The sequence below is a fragment of the Syntrophales bacterium genome (assembly GCA_030655775.1).
Classification (GTDB): domain Bacteria; phylum Desulfobacterota; class Syntrophia; order Syntrophales; family JADFWA01; genus JAUSPI01.
The window spans coordinates 1-16,314 of the sequence record JAUSPI010000080.1; the positions used below are offsets into that span (position 1 = coordinate 1).

A 16,314-nucleotide genomic window follows, 5' to 3' on the forward strand; every position below is an offset into this window, starting at 1 on the left:
GAGAGCTTTGCAAAACTGTAATTCTGGTCATTGCGAGGAGCTTTAGCGACGCGGCAATCTTATGAATTGTCAATATGTTGCGAGATTGCTTCGCTCGCGCAGCGCAGGCGCTTGCGCCGCGTGTCGCTCGCAATGACAATATTGGTATTATGCAAAGCTCTCAAAATAAAGACTGTCCTCCCCGTCCCGTAGGACAGCCGTCTCGGCTGTCTAAGCGATTCACCGTTATGGACAGGCGGGACGCCTGTCCTACTGTATTTGAAGGGTCAATGTCTATTTTAGGCATTTTAGGGCCGGTGGAAGTATATGTCCCCAAGTAAACACCTCTGTTCATTCCGTGAACACAAGGGCAAATTTAATGAAATATTATTGGAAAGTCAAGCAAAAATCAGCTAAAGTTCAAAAAAAACACCTTGATAGTTTTCGGGTCGCATGTTATGTGTTTTTGGCTCTGACTTGAAAAACATATAGAAAGGGAAGGGGAGATGAATCAGGAAGAATCCCGCCAAAAACAATATCCGGAAAATTATCCGTACCAGGAAGATGAAATAAACCTTATCGACTATCTCCGGGTTATCTGGAAGTGGAAATGGCTGATCATAGCGGGCACAGTGATCTGTGCCATTGTTGCAGGGATAATAAGCCTTCAAACGCCGAGGATTTATGAGATTACCACAGTCATTGAGCCGGGCATCGCCGGCGCTAAAGATGATGGAGGCTTTGTATACATTGACTCTGTGGCAAATATAAGCGGAAAGATAAACGAAGGAGTCTATGACCCGAAAACAGTTTTTAAAACTAATGTTGGTAAATATTCTAATTTAATAAAGGTCAGTTCAGAGTGGAACGAGAAAGACATAGATCTCGGATTGAAGGCTTCCAGGCAATTGATTGCTCGCATATCTGATGAAGGTGAAAAAGTTGTTCAAAAAAGAAAGAATGATTTTGACAGTAAGATTAGTGTAAAAAGAGATGAAATAAGTAAAATTGAAACGCAAGAAAAAAGAAATATTGATAAACAAATTCTTGTTAAACAAAATGAAATCAGCAAGATTGAAACACAGGAAGGAAAAAATATTGATAAACAGATTCTTGTTAAACAAGGTGAAATCAGCAAAGTTAAAGCACAATGGGAAAGGGATACTGATAAGCAAATTACGCATAAGATGAACAATATAAAAAGTAAAAGAAATCAGATAAAATTTCAACAGGCAATGCTTAAAATTATAAGGCAAAGAATAGAAGAACTGACGTTACAGATGAAAGAAGTTAAAGATAATGCAAAATATTCAATCCCGTTGAGTAGTCAAATTTATGACTTAAGAACAAATGTGCAGGTCAAAGAGGCAAAAATTGAAGAATTGAATGGGGATATTGACCTTATAACAACAGAGATAGAAGAGATCAAATTACAGAGGACAGAAGAATTAAAAACTAAAATTGATAATATTATGGCTGAAATAGAAAAGCTTAGATTACAAAGAATAGAAGGTTTAAGAACTAAGATTAATAACATTAGAACAGAAATAGAAAAGTTAAAATTACAAAAAACAGAAGGATTGCAAGCTAAAATTGATGACATTAAAACACAAATAAGCGTGTTAACTTCTGAAAAAGAAAATATTAGCAATGTCAAGGTCGTTCAGAATCCGGAAGTCTCATCAAGTCCTGTCAAATCTAAAAAGAAACAGGTTGTTTTACTTGCAACTGTAGTCGGACTTTTCTTCTTTATCTTCCTCGCTTTTTTCATTGAATATATAAGAAAGGCGTCGAAATCCATCAGGGCAGGGGATTAGCGGGGGAAGCGGTTTCGCAAGGTGTTGATAATCCGCGATATTGACACGGCTGTTCCCTTAAATATTTTTGTTATGGGTGGCATGCACGGACAAACGATACCGGATCAATGTCCGGCACATGGTTTGTCCATGGCACCCTTTTTGTTATTGTTTGTCCATGGCACCCGTTTTTGTTGTTTGTCCGTGGTACCCGTTCTCAAGGATTTGGGTCAGGTTATTTGATCAGGGGATATTCATGACAAGTTTTATGCCTTGGTACACTTCGGCCATCCTTTTGTCTGAAAGAGTCCCGATTTTTTCCCTTAAACTTTTTTTATCTACCGCCTTTATCTGGGTGACATTCACCACACACCTTTTAGGCATATTTGCCTCATCTTTTTGCAAAACGACGTTTCCCTGCAGCTCCCCGAATTTAAGCGTTGAGGTAATCGCAAGCATAATAACTGTATTGAGCTTACTATCATTTAAAACATCATTTTGAATGACAAGACCCGGCCGTCTGCCCGTCGGTTCCGAACCCTTTCCCGGCGAAAAATCAACCCAGTAAATAGAACCGTTTCGTATTACCATTCCTGTCCCTCTTTGCTGCCTGACCCTTCAAACCACGTGGCTGTCTCGATTTGTTCCTTCCTTATTGCATTATCTGAAAAAACTCGATCATATACACTTTTTAAATGTCGATTTCTTTCATCTAATAACTTTTCCCTGAGTACCATAGAAATAAACTTGCTTCTCGATATTCCGTGTTGTTTGGTGATAGTGTCAATCATTGCTATCAGATCGGCCGGAACTGTAATGGCAACCTTTTGAGTATTCATTATTTATGCCCCCTTGTTGTATGATATTTATTGAATACCAAAGGTGGGTGGCGTTGTCAAATGAAATCTATTCCCCCAAATAGACATTGACCCTTCCGCCCTTTATAACTATAAGCATGCCTCCACCAGCGAAGAGACGTGCCGTGCTATCGGAATGCAAGATGTGAGGCCGGGGGATTCTATCCCGATCAGGTTAATCAGGCCGGAATATCCCAGATCACGTTCTTCCTTGATTACAAAGTCCCTGTATGGTTCGCCCGGTCCCTGGAGTTTTGGTCGAATCCCACTCATTTCAGGATTGAGTGATTCCATTTTTATTCCCGGTAAATACCTTCTGATAGACTGATAAAACGGCACTTTTTTGTCTTCATCAACGGTATATTCCAGATTGTCTACATACTCGGTATCAGGGCCGAATTTGACCCGACTATTGAGATCGAGGGTGGCGTGAATTCCGAGGCCTTCGTAATTATCTGTGGGGGCAGGGTAGACCAGGTGTTTCAATTTCGGGGCAGGGGATGCCGAGAAGTAATTTCCCTTACAGTATTTCAAACGATACCCTTCTTTGTCGATGTCGATTCCGGCAAGTTTGGCGATCCTGTCTGAATGGAGGCCCGCACTGTTGATCAGTATCCTTGTCTGGAACCTGTACTCGCCGTTGTTGATTTCCAAATCATAGCTGTTGTTGTCAACGTGAATCGCCGTTACTTCTGAACGGAAAGCAATGGTGACATCGTTTGACTCGGCATTTATATAAAAAGACCGCATCAGAGAGTGAGAGTCAATGATACCCGTAGAAGGGGAGAAGAGGGCGGTTGTTGCCCTGACTTCCGGCTCAAGTTTGTGGATTTGATTTTGGGAGAGAAATGAAAGATTGTCAACGCCGTTCTGTTCCGCCCGTTCTTTTATTTTCCATAATTCATTGATTTCTTCTGAAAATCCCCCCTGCCCCCCTTTAGAAAAGGGGGGTGAGATAAGATTGTCCTCTTTAGAAAAGGGGGGTGAGGTAAAATTATCCTCTTTAGTTAAGGTGGGAGACACAAAATCCCCCCCTTTTTTAAAGGGGGGTGTGATAAAATCATCCTTTTTAGTTAATGTGGGGGACACAATAATCCCCCCTTTCTTAAAGGGGGGGCAGGGGGGATTATTTGTAGCTACGATGAGTTTCCCCAGCATCTTGTGGGGGATGTTACGGTTCCTGCAGGTTTCATAGAGAAGATGGTTTCCCTCTCTGCATAACGTCGCTTTCAAAAAACCGGCAGGATAGTAGATGCCCGCGTGGATAACCTCACTGTGACGGCTGCTCGTTTCCTGTCCGTAGGAGGTGTTCTTTTCAACCAGCAATATGTTTCTGTGTTTTGTGGAGAGTTCTTCCGCTATGGCAAGGCCGATCACACCGGCGCCGATTATGGTTATGTCGAATTTGTCACGGGTCATGTTATTGCATCCATTTCGACCGGGAGCGCACCCCGCAAGCCCCGCCTTGTAGGCGGGGTAAAATAGGGACAGCGCCCTTTTATCGCTTTTTTGGTCTCCCCCGCGGTAAGACCCTGAGAGGCTTTCCCACTATTTTTTCAATGCTTTTTATAAATTCCTCTCCACCGCAGGGTCTTCCAGACATTACGTTCTTCCTCAATGTTTTTATGACTTCCTGTGGCCCACTTTCCTTTAAATACTGGAACCAATTATTAATCTCACCACATAGATAACACGAGTCCGATAGAATCTCATCTGACACAATGCCACAATGACCCTGTGTGCTTGACCATTTATAGTCTTCCGGTTCCGGAACTATCCCCTTACGTACCGGATTGTTTTCCACATACCGAATTGCAGCAAACAGGTGTCGTTCATCAAGAATACATGAGAAAAATCGGCCTTGCCATAGATGGCCAGTTACTTTTCTTTTTCTATTGTAATACTGGGAATATCGCATATGGAGAGTGTTAAAAGTTCGGGCCAGAGAATCGTCATTTCGTGGAACGCAAACAAAATGTACGTGATTGGGCATCAAGCAATACGCCCAGATATCCAGTGAATATTTTTCGGAATACTCTTTAAGCCATTCGAGGTACTGTCGGTAATCTCCTGCAGATTCAAAAACAGTCTGCTGGTAATTACCCCTCTGGGTTACATGGTATGGATAGTCTTTGGCAACAATGCGTGCTACTCGTGGCATGAAGGGTTAGTACAATAATAATGATCAACCTGTCAAGAAAAAAGGGCGCTGTCCCTATTTTTCTATTTTTGGTGGAGGCGGCGGGAGTCGAACCCGCGCGCATCCACGCTATTGTTGAGCTTACACCATAGCTGCAACCAAAATGCAACTACTCCGCCTTTCGCCGACAGTGATTTCCCGTTAGTTTCGTAGCAGGAAAACGAAAATTTCATGATACCACAGCAACATAAAGCCGCAAAGAAGAATTTTGAATATTTTATATTTTTAATAGTTAATAGAATTGGCTGAGGCTTACCACCAGACAAACATTTGTGAAAAAGAAAACTGATCAAGGTGTTAAAATATGAATGAAGTGATGCTTCATAGCAGTTATGTTGCCAGTATAGTTATGTTGTCAGTATTTAGATCCATCCATGTTATTCTGAAAGGAATTTTAGTGTCTTTCTCTTGAACACAAATTATCGTTTTACGAAGCATAAAATGTTGCCGATTATTCTATATCGAAAGCAAAAAATGTGCCCTGATCTTTTAATCTTCATTAATTAAATAATCATGCACTTCGATTATAAATTTAAAGAGATCTTCATTTTCCTGTGGAATAATTGAAGGTAGTTTTTCTAATGCATCTACGATCCACTTGGCTTTATTTGAAGTTCTTTGGACACCATAAGGTATTAGCCAGGATTCGAGTTCCCCAACGGGTACTATGAATAAACCATATTTACGACATATAGTGTTTAATTTTTCATATTTAATTATCAAGCCGGATGTTAGGGCTGAATATCCTTTCGCCTTGTACTTGCTCCATGGTGAAGCATTATCTCTAATTTTTTTTAAATCGCTCCTGATTTTCAAAATAGCCTTTTCTGGCTCTTTTTGACTGTCCTCTGTTAGACAAATTTCCTTCAATTTCTTAAGACTTGCAGCAATATTCTTTAATTGCTCACTTTTATCCAAAGACTCAACTTCTTTTACAATGTCAGCTTGAATTTCAAGTAAAGTTTTTATCTCATCGTCCGGAACCCGCACCTTATTAAGCAAGGTCTTGAATTCGTCCTTCACCCTTAATATATCAAAATCGATTATTGCGACAAAATTAATCCCAAGTTTTTCGTATGGTTCCAATATTTTATGCACGGTTTGTTTATTATGCGCATGGGTGTAATGAATTTCATCTGAGGGTCTTACAGCTCTTGATACTCGTTGGTAGAAAGTCGAATCGCTATCAGCCTCTACAGCAACTACACCCTTATAAAATAAACCTTCTAAAACCCTAGCTGAGCTTAGTAACGGATTATTGGCTATCTTTTTCATGTCATCCGCATCAAGCGGATATATTTTATTTTGATTTTTATTCCTGTCAATTCTAATTATACTTACATCTTGGCGCTTATTAATAATTCCTCTCAGGATATCAGAACTGTGTGTTGCAATTATTGTTTGACGATCCTCTCTTGTATGTTCAGCTATCAATTCTCCAAGCCTCATTGCTTGGGGGGGGTGCAGAAATGCGCCTGGTTCATCAATTAAAAGAACGGGTCTTTGACCTACCATAACTGCTAAAATGGTAGCTACAAAGCTTTTTATACCATCCCCCTGATCATCAAATGATTTATAACCCTCCAAGAGGGGTCTTGCATCGCGAGGGTCAAGTGGGATTTCATCAAAACTGTCTCCTATTCTAAATAACAGGTTGCTCAATCCACTATAATCGAGTTTGATATCTATTTTGAATGTCTCTCTGATAATTTTTCTTAAAATATTCTCTAAGTCTTTTCCCTCTCTATAAAAAGCCTGAAGTAACGTATCAACTTGTCTTCCGACATCTCCACTTGGCGATCTACGAATTATATGGAGCCTGTCTTCAGTTCCAAGATAAGTTATCAAAAAATTACCAAACCATTGTGAAAAAGTACTCCTTTTCCGTTGATCATTATATTGCAACATTTCTGAATATTTTTCATCTATAGAATTTCCAAACACCACATCATGAGGGCCTACCATATTTGATTTTAATGTTCGTAAGCGTTGTTTACCTTGTTCATCTTGATATGGAGTAATATTATATTCTTCTTTTAACTCCTGAAAGGATGAGGGGAGTGGATAAAAAACATCTTTCACAACTATTGTGGGAAATTCGCTTGTTGTTGTGATAGCTTGTATGTCTTTGAGCGCTCTACTTTTACCGCTATTGTTAGGCCCCACAATGACTGAAAGTGGACCTGGGGAAAACTCTAGTCCATCATTAAATGTTATTTTCTCAATTTTATATCTGTACATTTACAAATCTCATGGCATTTATCTTCTTAACTTTTAAAGGTAATTAAAACAAGAAGTACGTCAGAAAGATTAAGTATTTTTTATAATACGAACTATATATGAGAAAAGAAAAAAATCAAGAATAATTCAGAAATTCAATCACGGCAATAATTATAGAGATAAGAATTAAAACAACTACAATATATTGTATTCAGATACGTTGAACGAAAATTCGACGTATCTGATAACTGCACGTAACAAAGTGGCCGAATCAACGATTAAAGAGAACTTACCAGTGTCAACACCCCACTATTGCTATTTTAGATTCCTCTTGTATTCGCCCAATAAATAATCTCACTTTTACGGGTATTATTAGGTTAATTTGATTAGTGTAGAGTGACCCTGTCTACGTTATCGAATAAGGAGGGTTCAATATAAAATAATTGACATCTTTCCCTTAAAATGGTTTTGTGACTATGCTTCACGGGGAAATTAATTAAATGAGGTATTACTTTAATAGGTTAAGAGATGAGTTGTTACCGACTCAAGAAAATACTTAAAAGCCTCAAAGACTTGATTACCTTTGATAATGTCCAAATAGGCATTTTAATAGTGATTGCGGCACAGGTGGGTGTTTTAATCTGGCAAACAGGCACTTTGAAAGACCACTTCAAAATTCAACAGAGACCTTTTGTTGGAGTCTCTGAGATAAGATCAGTAGTGCTCGGCGATAACACCCTTCAAAGTGAAATAGGTGGAAGCGATGAACTTTTAATAACCGTAGTATTTAAAAATATAGGTAAGTCATGTGCCTTTGTTAAATATATTAAGGTAAAAATGTTTTATGGGTATTTTCATGGAGACAAAAAGAAACCCAGCTTTCGTATTGTTTCTTTATTTGGGAAAACCTCTAAGAGCAGCACTCCTGTAAGCAATGTCAATAAAGAAGTCCCGATTGAAAGTATTGTGTGTTTTAAAGATTCAGTTTTATTTCCTAACCAGACAACAGATTCTTCAACAATGGTGGACGCCAAGCAGTTAATGGATCAAATCCGGGCTTTTACATCGAGCCGTGAAGCACCAATTTTTATCGAATGTGAGGTAAGCTACACTGACATTGATAAAAGCGAGCAGTGCTGGTACAATTGTTTATACGAGTTACAATGGGTGGCTGCCAAGCACATTACAATTTACTCAAATTTAATAAGAAGCAATGTAGATAACAAACCAATCCACTTAACTTACCGTAACTTTTTTAACCTGGTTGCCCAACGCCAAAAAGTCAAACCAGCAATTGATGCAAATACAATTAATCGCAACAAGTAATTTCTGAATCAACAAGCCACCCCCCTTACCTTAGATTCATCCCTTATTTTTAAAAAGGTAGCTTTAACTTTTACAGGTATTATTAGATTAACTTGATTAGCGTTGGATATCCGAACGAAAGAAGGATAGCAGGTATATGAACTTTGAAATTTGACAGCGACGTTATGATATTGATTTGCTGATTGTAATTTGTGGAACGCCCAGCATAACCGTCTGGCAATTCCGCTACGCTCCATTGCCATACCGAGTTGATGCGGTTGTTAGCCGCTCTTCTCTATAGGAGCATTACGAATGCGTTCGTAAGCATCAGAGAGCGGCTGAAGATGATGCCTCCAAGAATCCGGTTGAGACCATGAATCGTCCAGTTCGATAGCCCAGCTATGGATTTCACTTGCTCCGATAAAACCTGGCCCTGCCTTCAGCTGAATCTCTCGGAAAACGTTCTCGGGGAATTGCACATCGAAAGAAACCGCGACAATGAACTCAACCTCATTCTTCGCGCCATGAACAACTTCCTCCTTGGGAACGAAGCCGTACCATCCCTTTGCACCCAGGGAACGATCTGTGAAATAGTACCCACACCAAGTTGCTCCAGAACTTAGGCGCCCCCCAGCATCGGGGAAGAACTGCCAGACCTTGCCTACAACCGTCCTTTGAAGAGGTGTACCTCCACGGTCGAAACTTCGACGAAGGTGTGGTGTCCATCGCGCCCATTCTGGAAAAAGAGATATCTGTTGCCGGATATAGGAATCCAAAGCATGAAGTAGTACCTTTGTCTCCGAATCCAGACTTTCGGCAGAGTGGGAGAAGTCATCCAGGATCTCTTCCCAGGTAAGCGCCAATAGACCTTCATCCTTACCAATCACCGCTTCTATTTCAGTGTACCGGCTATTTGGAGCCAAGACTGCAACAAGCCCTTGATAGTGCTTTCCCCTAATTGTTGCCAATGCCTTTGCTCGTTGCGACACCGTATTAAGGTACTTGTGTGGTTGGCCCTCTTGAAAACTAGCGTATAGCTTGTTCTCAATTCCTACTACTGCATCGCTCATTTCCAAAAACAGATCTAAACGCCCCCAACGACCAGAGTCTTCTGTGGGTTCTTCGAGGGTACAGGAGAAGTGACTGCCTATCATGATTGGACCCATGCGATTTTCACGGGATATCAAATTGATAAGGCGCTCGCGTAAGTCCTGGGAGCGAATCAACAAGAGACGAAGCGTGGCCGAACACAGATTCTCCCCTGACAATCCCTGCAATTCCGACAACAAATCCATATAGTCCTTTCCCTCGCGGCTAAAATATATTATTTAGTTGAATCTACAGTAAGTTGGAAATATTTGTCAAGATTCTTCTATGTTTATTGAGTGCCCAAAGTTTCAAGATATTCAATTCCTGTCATATATCATTTGCTACTTTTTAAAGGTACAGATATCTTGCCACTGCCATTAATTGAAGTATGTGGTTCCTTTTTTCATTTCAAAAACTCAAAAGAAATAGCAGATCTATGCAATTTGAAAATTGATTGTGGAGTTATGATAGTGATTTCCTGTATGCAAATTTGAATTTATCCAATTTTCCTGTTCGCGTGTTTCTTTCTGAAGTCATCAGCCTGAAGATTTATTAATATACGCGCTCTTTCAAAAGGTAAACAACATTTCTTGAAAATTTAGTGGCCGCAGAGTTATTGAAAATCCTTGACATTCTAAGGTTTTTTGTTAACTATACAAAAGTCTTAATAAAAGAATAGAAGGTGCCATATATTAACTAACAATGAATAATCTTTTCTTCTTAAATAAGAGAAGGACCTAAAGATGGTAGCTAATCGCAACAAGACCCCGTTTCTCTCAAACAAAGGCGGGGTTTTTTGTTATTCCATTAAACACATAGGCCTGCAAACGGTTTAATGAAGAAGTACAGGCGTGTTATACAGCTCTACTAACAGTTTGGTTTTTATACAGAAACCATATAAACAATGGTTGTAGCTGGTCGCTTCGCTTCCGACTACAACACTACGGATGCCATCCGCCGATTGCTCGGCGCGGAGCGCCTCACAACCAACGGATCAGGAGCGTTAGCTGACAGTATCATAGGATAAGGATGAGCTTGATTGACTTCATTTCTAAATGGCAAACACTCATTGGTGCTGTTTTAGGTGGATTATTTGCATTAGCTACGGCATTAGTTGTTGCTTTGACTATGAGACGACGTGAGGAGGTTGCATCAGGAATGGTGGTTGTTGGTGACCTTGTTGCTGTTAGGGTAGCATACGAAGCACTTAATAGCCTTGCCGAAACGGAAAATATCGAAGAAAAGGAATTCCCTCTATGGTTTTCCGATAAGCTGGTAAGTTCACACCCCAAACTCTCAACGCTCTTCGAAGCATCCGTCGCTCGTTTAATGCCAGTAGATGTATACTTGGCAGCTCATCTTAGTTTGTTTCAGCGAATTTATTCACAAATCGAAATAATGCTAAATAAATTGTCCCACGATTATAACCATTTTCACGAACATGGCGAACCACTACGACCTAAAGATCATATGTTGGCAGATTATAGACTTATAACACGGCATTTTCCAATGGTGGTAGAACACTCGCAATGTGCAGAAGACATAATTACAAAGATAATTCTCGGCAACTTTTCAACTTGGCACAGAATAAGACGTATTTTTTATATGAGTCAAAAAGAAAAGAAATGTAAAGATATACTAAGAAAAGGGCGCATATAACCAAGCAAATCAGCCGACTCGTAAACTCGCGGCTGATTTGCATCGTTAGATGCTTACACATGGCTAAGATGCAGATAACAAAATTTGATGCAATTCGAGCGCAGATCGATGCAGCCATTGAGTTGTACTTTGTTTCTGACAACATTGTGGCAACTCATACGCTTGCGGCAGCCGCTTATAATGTATTAAGAGATTTGGCTGACCGAGACGGTTCTGAACATCCATTTTTGAAATCTGGTTTTCTTAAAACGCTGTCTGAATCCGAGAAAAAACAACTGATACAGTTCCTCAATAAGCCGGAGAACTTCTTCAAGCACGCCGATCATGATCCAAACGATTCGTTATCGTTTGATCCTGAACTAACAGAAATCCTACTAATGGACGCCTGTGCATATTTCAAAAATAGCGATATTCAGAAGCCGAAAAATTATGCAATATTCAAAGCGTGGGTAGGAAAAATCAAAGACGATATTTCCATTGGAAATGATTCACGCATATTTGTAGAAACGTTGCTTGAGGCATTCAAGGCAGGGGGGAAGAAACAGTTCTGGGAAAAGTTTAGTAAGCATCTAGCCAATCGCTCCACGGGACGCGCAAAAGCGGCGCGCCCGTGAGCTCAACCGATAGCTCTCAAAAATTAAAGTATTAACCAATGGAAACGAGCAGAAAAAAAGCTTTGGAAATCATGCAAAAAGGACTGGTTTCTTATAAGCTTCTAAGTGAAGGATGGGATGTTAGCGAACATTTCGGCGATGGTTGTGACCTAATTGCAGAAAAAGCTGGTAGGTTTATAAAAATTGAACTCAAAGCTATTGATCTTAACTGCATAAAAAAAGGCAACAATGCAACACAGCACTTGTCAGCAAATGAAATCGTTACCGCCACACATCTTATTATAACTGTATTTAGTGGCATTGAAATGAAAGATAACTACATAATGAACATTTGCCAGTTTGTGGAAAACTCAGGCGTAAAAAAATATGACAAATATAGCAGCTTTGAAGAATTTATAGAGGAATACAAGAAACTGGCCACGGCAAAGGCCCAGCAGGTGAAAAACTCTGCGGTTGAAAAAAAACGCTTAAATTTTGATTTTAATTTTAATCCACGCAATGCTGAAAAATGGAAACTTGCTATATTTAAGGAACACTGGGGAAACTTAGAGTTGTAAAGAGCTAACCCGTCATTGCAGCAGATCGCTAACGCGCCTGCTTAATTCAATCGTTATGACAAGAAGACTGTCGGATTACCCCATGGTGGGCGACGATAAATGAGACATAATTGAAGGCTTATAGGAGAAGGAAGTTACGCATGAATCTGCTGAGCGAGCTAATGAAAGCATTCTCTGAACAATATAGCGGTACGGTTTACCATTATACATCCGCTGAGGGGGTTGCTGGCATTATAAGCAATCATGAAATATGGATGTCCAACACCGCTTTCATGAACGACACTACAGAACTAAGAACGCTTCAGGATGATCGATCTATACTCAAAGATAGTGATTTTACGAATGAGCACGTGAAGCTTGCGTGGCACAATATGCAACATAGACGATCTTTCGATACCAACTATTATATGGCCTCATTCAGCAGGGCGAATGACCTGCTTGAACAATGGCGGGCTTATGGTAGTTACTGTATAGGATTCGACTCAAAAAAACTCCGCATGAGAAAAGGAGTCTCTCTTTATCGTTGCCTGTACACAGCAAAGGATATTAGTAAATGGATATTGATTAGGGAAGGTAAAGAAGGATGGTGGAATACTTTGGAAAAAAACGAGAAGGAGTTACTGGCCTTCAGCTTGATTTATATAGCTTCCATGAAATACAAGAACACACATTTTAAAAATGAGAAAGAAATCAGATTGATCGCCATATCAAACCACAACTGGGTTTATGATAATAGTCCAACAATGTACGAAAACGACCTTCCAATCCATGTCAGACGACACCCCGTATATGGATTCCCAGTCCCGTACGTTAAGTTCTTCATTGAACAGGACAGTACAGGTTACGTAAGAAAAGTGAAAGAAAACGAAATGGAGATGAAGGCAAGAAAGTTAAAAGAAGAAGGCATTGAAGGAAGAAAGCTATTGCCCATTAAGGAAGTCATCGTCGGTCCAGTAGCGTATCAAAAGGAGGCGAAGGCCGCATGTGAAATTCTCTTGGCTGAAAAAGGGTACAAGAATGTAAAAGTGAGCGTCTCAAGTATTCCGTATCGTGGGCTTTGATAGCAGTGGTCTTATGTCATAACCACCGCATCAACTCGGACGCGGTTCCCGCGCCTGTTATGCGGACCGCTACACTCTTTCAATCCGAAAGCAACGGCTGATCAGAAAACCAATCCTCTCTCTTAGTAGGTGACGGCAATAATAATTTTCTTTATCAAACTAAGTTCAGATAGTCGTTATATACATTGATCAACTCAAACGAATCATGGAGTCATGATATCTTGCCAATATCTGAGCTTCTCAAATATCTCATTTGTGAAGACTTCAAGCGGTACTCGTTGACATTCTACTGAAACGATCTTGAGGCTTAGTAGGTGTACAACAGGTCGGCTTTATTGATATTTTATCAAGATCATCCTTACTGATAACAAATACAAAGTGAGGGTTTGGGTGGTCGGTCCGGATCAATGATAACTGGTTGAAACGTGCATATTTTTCAGCGTGATTTTTTTAAGGCGACGTGGTATGTGTGTCTTCCTGAAAGAGTGATTTTCTGATTCAGCCCATCTATACAACATTACAACCAGCAATCATCAACCGTTTTGGAATAAAAAGTAGGGCCACCGCTGGCTCTACTTTTATTATTTTTCTTACTGCCCAAATCCCAGCAGATTCGTGACTCCAAACTCTTCCCTGCATTCCGGGCAGAGGTCATTGATATCCTCAATGCCGATATCTTGTAGAAAAATATCCGCCAGCTCCGTTGCGGGACTGACATCCAAGACATCTTCTTCATCAAATTCTCTGAAGCATCTTTTGCAGGTCTTCATCACAATTCAAAATCACAAATGTATTGGGAAGTGAATCGTTGATATTTGCTATCTGAGATCATCCAAAAACTTACTCGCCTTTCCAAAACTTGTCACAACCACTTCCTTTTTTGCCCGCGTAGCCGACACATAAAGCAGTGCTCTTTCGCGTATATCTGATTCCCTCTGGACAACAGGATCTGATGTGTCGCTTCCTGTCCCTTCATAGGGTATTATCCCGTCATTTACACCGGCTATGATAACCCGATCAAATTCAAGCCCCTTGATACGGTGCATTGTTGCCAGACGAAGGCCTTGAGCTCTTCTGTCTTCGGCCTCGCTTCGTCTGATCAGGTAAGTTTCGATGCCACTTTCTCCGATTGCGCTCTGATATTGCTTCAGAAGATCATTGTTACGCGCTACCAGACACACTTCAGCCAAGGAACCTCTCTCAGCTTCAATCTGCTGAAGGCGCCGTATGATAAATTCAACTTCGTCCTTGAATGACTCAAAATGCCGGATTTCGGGAAAGATACCTTTCAGCAGCGACTTATACCCTTTATGATCATCCATGCCGCCATCCAGATCATCGAAATTAATACCCTCAATCAACTTAACAGCCCATTTGCGGGTCTCCTCCGTTGTGCGGTAATTAATCCGTAGCTTTCTGCCTCGACCGCGAATGTTAACGCCGCACCGGCTAAGCACAACTTTATGCCGGTAGATACGTTGATGCGCATCACCAACGATAAAGATATCGTTTTTAGCGGTATCAGGGACCATTTGCCTTATCAACTTGAATGCCTGTACTCCCATGTCCTGAGCTTCATCGACAATGACAGCCCGATAAGGCAGTATGCTTCCCTTTGTTTCGAGCAAAAGCCTTGCATCCCGCATGGCATCATCTGCCTCTTTCAGACCATGTTCATTAAGCAATATTCTGTATTCCTCGAACACTGACCATATAGCCTCCCTGATTTTGCGGTTCAGCCGAATCCCACGACCCAGGCGAGATGCTTTCATATATTCGGCGATTGACGTTATGCCCTGAGGCTGAATCACCCGTTCCCATTCCTCCCTGTAAAAAGAATCAGGCAGATCGAGATTGGCAGGTTTCATATTCAAGGCTTTATCCCACAGGGGAGCTGTACGTCGTCCGTAATCGATATCATAGTTATAGCTATTGCGCTTCAGGAAGTCGGATACCCACCTGTCAAGATTGACAACGTCGATTCGACGCATAGTCTTCTCGCTACATATTTTATTCAGATTGTCCTTTATATCGGCAGCAAGGTTACGGGTGAATGTCGTAAACAAAATACGGTCGTTCTCACCAGTGAATATGTTCTGCGCCAGCCACTTGGCACGATGCATAGCAGCCACGGTCTTGCCTGTACCGGCGCCGCCAAGCACCCGCACGGGACCATTCCACTGACGTTCTACTAATTTCCGCTGGGAGGGATGGAGGAAGACCCGCCATTTTTCGAGAGGGGCATTCAGGATAGCCGCCAGTTCCAGATCCTCTTCCACCATAAAGAAACGGCGTTTGGAGTCGGGGTTGTCCAGGGCCTTCTCGTAATCGTTTGTATCGACTGTTTTCTCTACTTCCGCCGCTTCTATTTCTCGGAGGACTTCCTCAAGAGAAAATCCTGACGCAATAAAAAATAATGATTCGTATGCTTCTTCGGGCAGATATTCAGCGATTTTGTCAAGTTCTTCCTCAGTGTTGAGTCCACGAACGAGAGGAATTAATGTTTCCGGCACACCCAGGCGTATTAAATGCCGATTGTGGATATCAGCGAATAAAGTACCCTCGGCCGGTTTAAAAGTCTCGCCATGTGATTCCTGTGCAGTCTTTGCATCTTCAACGTCGATTACCTGGAGGCTGCCCGTTTCGGGATGGATCTTGTAAACTTTGTTTTCGGCCCATTCGTATGCCTTATCGTGATGATCTACCCAGAGAAGAACATAAACGTTGCCGGTTTTCGGCTTTAGAACAATGCCCCTGTAAGACTGATCAATGCGCACAGAGCGCAGGTTCGGATCCTTTGCTTTCTGAATCTTCTCGTAATTTATGCCAGGCAGGGTCGGATCTGACCGGAACTTATTAACAAAGTCCAAAACCTTTGCCTGCTGCTTTCTGGGTATACCGGAAAAAGCAGTTAGGAAATCTGATGCAACAGCAACTTTAATATTGTTTCTTGGAGTAGTCATCTATCCTGGACCTC

The 16,314-nt window shown here is 41.1% G+C and carries 15 protein-coding genes; 7 read left to right on the plus strand and 8 right to left on the minus strand.

The genetic code is table 11. The features are described from left to right. Positions 1–485 precede the first annotated feature (485 nt). Positions 486–1,796 (plus strand): Wzz/FepE/Etk N-terminal domain-containing protein, encoded by a 1,311-nt coding sequence (locus Q7J27_04190; GenBank protein ID MDO9528342.1) that lies wholly within the window; start codon positions 486–488, stop codon positions 1,794–1,796. Between the two features lie 222 nt (positions 1,797–2,018). Here Q7J27_04190 and Q7J27_04195 read toward each other — a convergent pair whose 3' ends face one another. The 5 genes from Q7J27_04195 to Q7J27_04215 form a co-directional block, all read right to left on the minus strand. Continuing rightward, positions 2,019–2,366 (minus strand): type II toxin-antitoxin system PemK/MazF family toxin, encoded by a 348-nt coding sequence (locus tag Q7J27_04195; GenBank protein MDO9528343.1) that lies wholly within the window; start codon positions 2,364–2,366, stop codon positions 2,019–2,021. Then, positions 2,360–2,614 (minus strand): ribbon-helix-helix domain-containing protein, encoded by a 255-nt coding sequence (locus Q7J27_04200; protein MDO9528344.1) that lies wholly within the window; start codon positions 2,612–2,614, stop codon positions 2,360–2,362. Before Q7J27_04200 ends, Q7J27_04195 begins: the two co-directional genes overlap by 7 nt. 108 nt (positions 2,615–2,722) lie before the next feature. Continuing rightward, positions 2,723–4,051, minus strand: a complete 1,329-nt coding sequence (locus tag Q7J27_04205; protein MDO9528345.1) for an NAD(P)/FAD-dependent oxidoreductase — start codon at positions 4,049–4,051, stop codon at positions 2,723–2,725. Positions 4,052–4,130: 79 nt separating this feature from the next. After that, positions 4,131–4,793 carry a transposase gene (locus Q7J27_04210; protein MDO9528346.1) on the minus strand — a complete coding sequence of 221 codons (663 nt, stop codon included), beginning with the start codon at positions 4,791–4,793 and terminating at the stop codon, positions 4,131–4,133. A 528-nt stretch (positions 4,794–5,321) separates the two neighbouring features. Next, complete coding sequence (locus Q7J27_04215) at positions 5,322–7,073, minus strand: ATP-binding protein (GenBank protein ID MDO9528347.1); 1,752 nt, start codon at positions 7,071–7,073, stop codon at positions 5,322–5,324. A gap of 552 nt (positions 7,074–7,625) precedes the next feature. On the opposite strand from Q7J27_04215, the gene Q7J27_04220 reads away from it, so the two are divergent. Continuing rightward, positions 7,626–8,378, plus strand: coding sequence for a hypothetical protein (locus Q7J27_04220; protein MDO9528348.1), 753 nt, complete (start codon positions 7,626–7,628; stop codon positions 8,376–8,378). 260 nt (positions 8,379–8,638) lie between these two features. Here the strand turns inward: Q7J27_04220 and Q7J27_04225 are convergent, their stop codons facing one another. Continuing rightward, on the minus strand, positions 8,639–9,652 hold the full coding sequence (locus Q7J27_04225) for a PD-(D/E)XK nuclease family protein (GenBank protein ID MDO9528349.1): 1,014 nt from the start codon (positions 9,650–9,652) through the stop codon (positions 8,639–8,641). A gap of 698 nt (positions 9,653–10,350) precedes the next feature. On the opposite strand from Q7J27_04225, the gene Q7J27_04230 reads away from it, so the two are divergent. The 5 genes from Q7J27_04230 to Q7J27_04250 all read left to right on the plus strand — a co-directional run bounded on the left by Q7J27_04230 (position 10,351) and on the right by Q7J27_04250 (position 13,337). Further along, the gene (locus tag Q7J27_04230; GenBank protein MDO9528350.1) at positions 10,351–10,473 is read left to right on the plus strand and encodes a hypothetical protein; all 123 of its coding nucleotides are present in this window, start codon (positions 10,351–10,353) and stop codon (positions 10,471–10,473) included. 2 nt (positions 10,474–10,475) lie between these two features. Beyond that, a complete protein-coding gene (locus Q7J27_04235; protein ID MDO9528351.1) occupies positions 10,476–11,105 on the plus strand; it encodes a hypothetical protein in 630 nt (209 codons plus the stop codon). Between the two features lie 59 nt (positions 11,106–11,164). After that, the gene (locus tag Q7J27_04240) at positions 11,165–11,719 is read left to right on the plus strand and encodes a hypothetical protein (protein ID MDO9528352.1); all 555 of its coding nucleotides are present in this window, start codon (positions 11,165–11,167) and stop codon (positions 11,717–11,719) included. Positions 11,720–11,757: 38 nt separating this feature from the next. Beyond that, positions 11,758–12,276 carry a hypothetical protein gene (locus Q7J27_04245; GenBank protein MDO9528353.1) on the plus strand — a complete coding sequence of 173 codons (519 nt, stop codon included), beginning with the start codon at positions 11,758–11,760 and terminating at the stop codon, positions 12,274–12,276. Between the two features lie 140 nt (positions 12,277–12,416). Next, positions 12,417–13,337, plus strand: coding sequence for a DUF2971 domain-containing protein (locus tag Q7J27_04250; protein ID MDO9528354.1), 921 nt, complete (start codon positions 12,417–12,419; stop codon positions 13,335–13,337). A gap of 590 nt (positions 13,338–13,927) precedes the next feature. Here Q7J27_04250 and Q7J27_04255 read toward each other — a convergent pair. Next, positions 13,928–14,107, minus strand: coding sequence for a hypothetical protein (locus tag Q7J27_04255; GenBank protein MDO9528355.1), 180 nt, complete (start codon positions 14,105–14,107; stop codon positions 13,928–13,930). Between the two features lie 48 nt (positions 14,108–14,155). Then, a complete protein-coding gene (locus tag Q7J27_04260) occupies positions 14,156–16,300 on the minus strand; it encodes a 3'-5' exonuclease (GenBank protein MDO9528356.1) in 2,145 nt (714 codons plus the stop codon). Positions 16,301–16,314: the final 14 nt, after the last annotated feature.

What these genes read in the sequence shown, in the direction of transcription:
- Q7J27_04205 (MDO9528345.1), bottom strand. Translation starts at nt 4,051, where the DNA reads ATGACCCGTGACAAATTCGACATAACCATAATCGGCGCCGGTGTGATC.
- Q7J27_04230 (MDO9528350.1), top strand. Translation starts at nt 10,351, where the DNA reads ATGGTTGTAGCTGGTCGCTTCGCTTCCGACTACAACACTACGGATGCC.
- Q7J27_04200 (MDO9528344.1), bottom strand. Translation starts at nt 2,614, where the DNA reads ATGAATACTCAAAAGGTTGCCATTACAGTTCCGGCCGATCTGATAGCA.
- Q7J27_04245 (MDO9528353.1), top strand. Translation starts at nt 11,758, where the DNA reads ATGGAAACGAGCAGAAAAAAAGCTTTGGAAATCATGCAAAAAGGACTG.
- Q7J27_04260 (MDO9528356.1), bottom strand. Translation starts at nt 16,300, where the DNA reads ATGACTACTCCAAGAAACAATATTAAAGTTGCTGTTGCATCAGATTTC.
- Q7J27_04225 (MDO9528349.1), bottom strand. Translation starts at nt 9,652, where the DNA reads ATGGATTTGTTGTCGGAATTGCAGGGATTGTCAGGGGAGAATCTGTGT.
- Q7J27_04255 (MDO9528355.1), bottom strand. Translation starts at nt 14,107, where the DNA reads ATGAAGACCTGCAAAAGATGCTTCAGAGAATTTGATGAAGAAGATGTC.
- Q7J27_04215 (MDO9528347.1), bottom strand. Translation starts at nt 7,073, where the DNA reads ATGTACAGATATAAAATTGAGAAAATAACATTTAATGATGGACTAGAG.
- Q7J27_04210 (MDO9528346.1), bottom strand. Translation starts at nt 4,793, where the DNA reads ATGCCACGAGTAGCACGCATTGTTGCCAAAGACTATCCATACCATGTA.
- Q7J27_04195 (MDO9528343.1), bottom strand. Translation starts at nt 2,366, where the DNA reads ATGGTAATACGAAACGGTTCTATTTACTGGGTTGATTTTTCGCCGGGA.
- Q7J27_04235 (MDO9528351.1), top strand. Translation starts at nt 10,476, where the DNA reads ATGAGCTTGATTGACTTCATTTCTAAATGGCAAACACTCATTGGTGCT.
- Q7J27_04240 (MDO9528352.1), top strand. Translation starts at nt 11,165, where the DNA reads ATGGCTAAGATGCAGATAACAAAATTTGATGCAATTCGAGCGCAGATC.
- Q7J27_04250 (MDO9528354.1), top strand. Translation starts at nt 12,417, where the DNA reads ATGAATCTGCTGAGCGAGCTAATGAAAGCATTCTCTGAACAATATAGC.
- Q7J27_04190 (MDO9528342.1), top strand. Translation starts at nt 486, where the DNA reads ATGAATCAGGAAGAATCCCGCCAAAAACAATATCCGGAAAATTATCCG.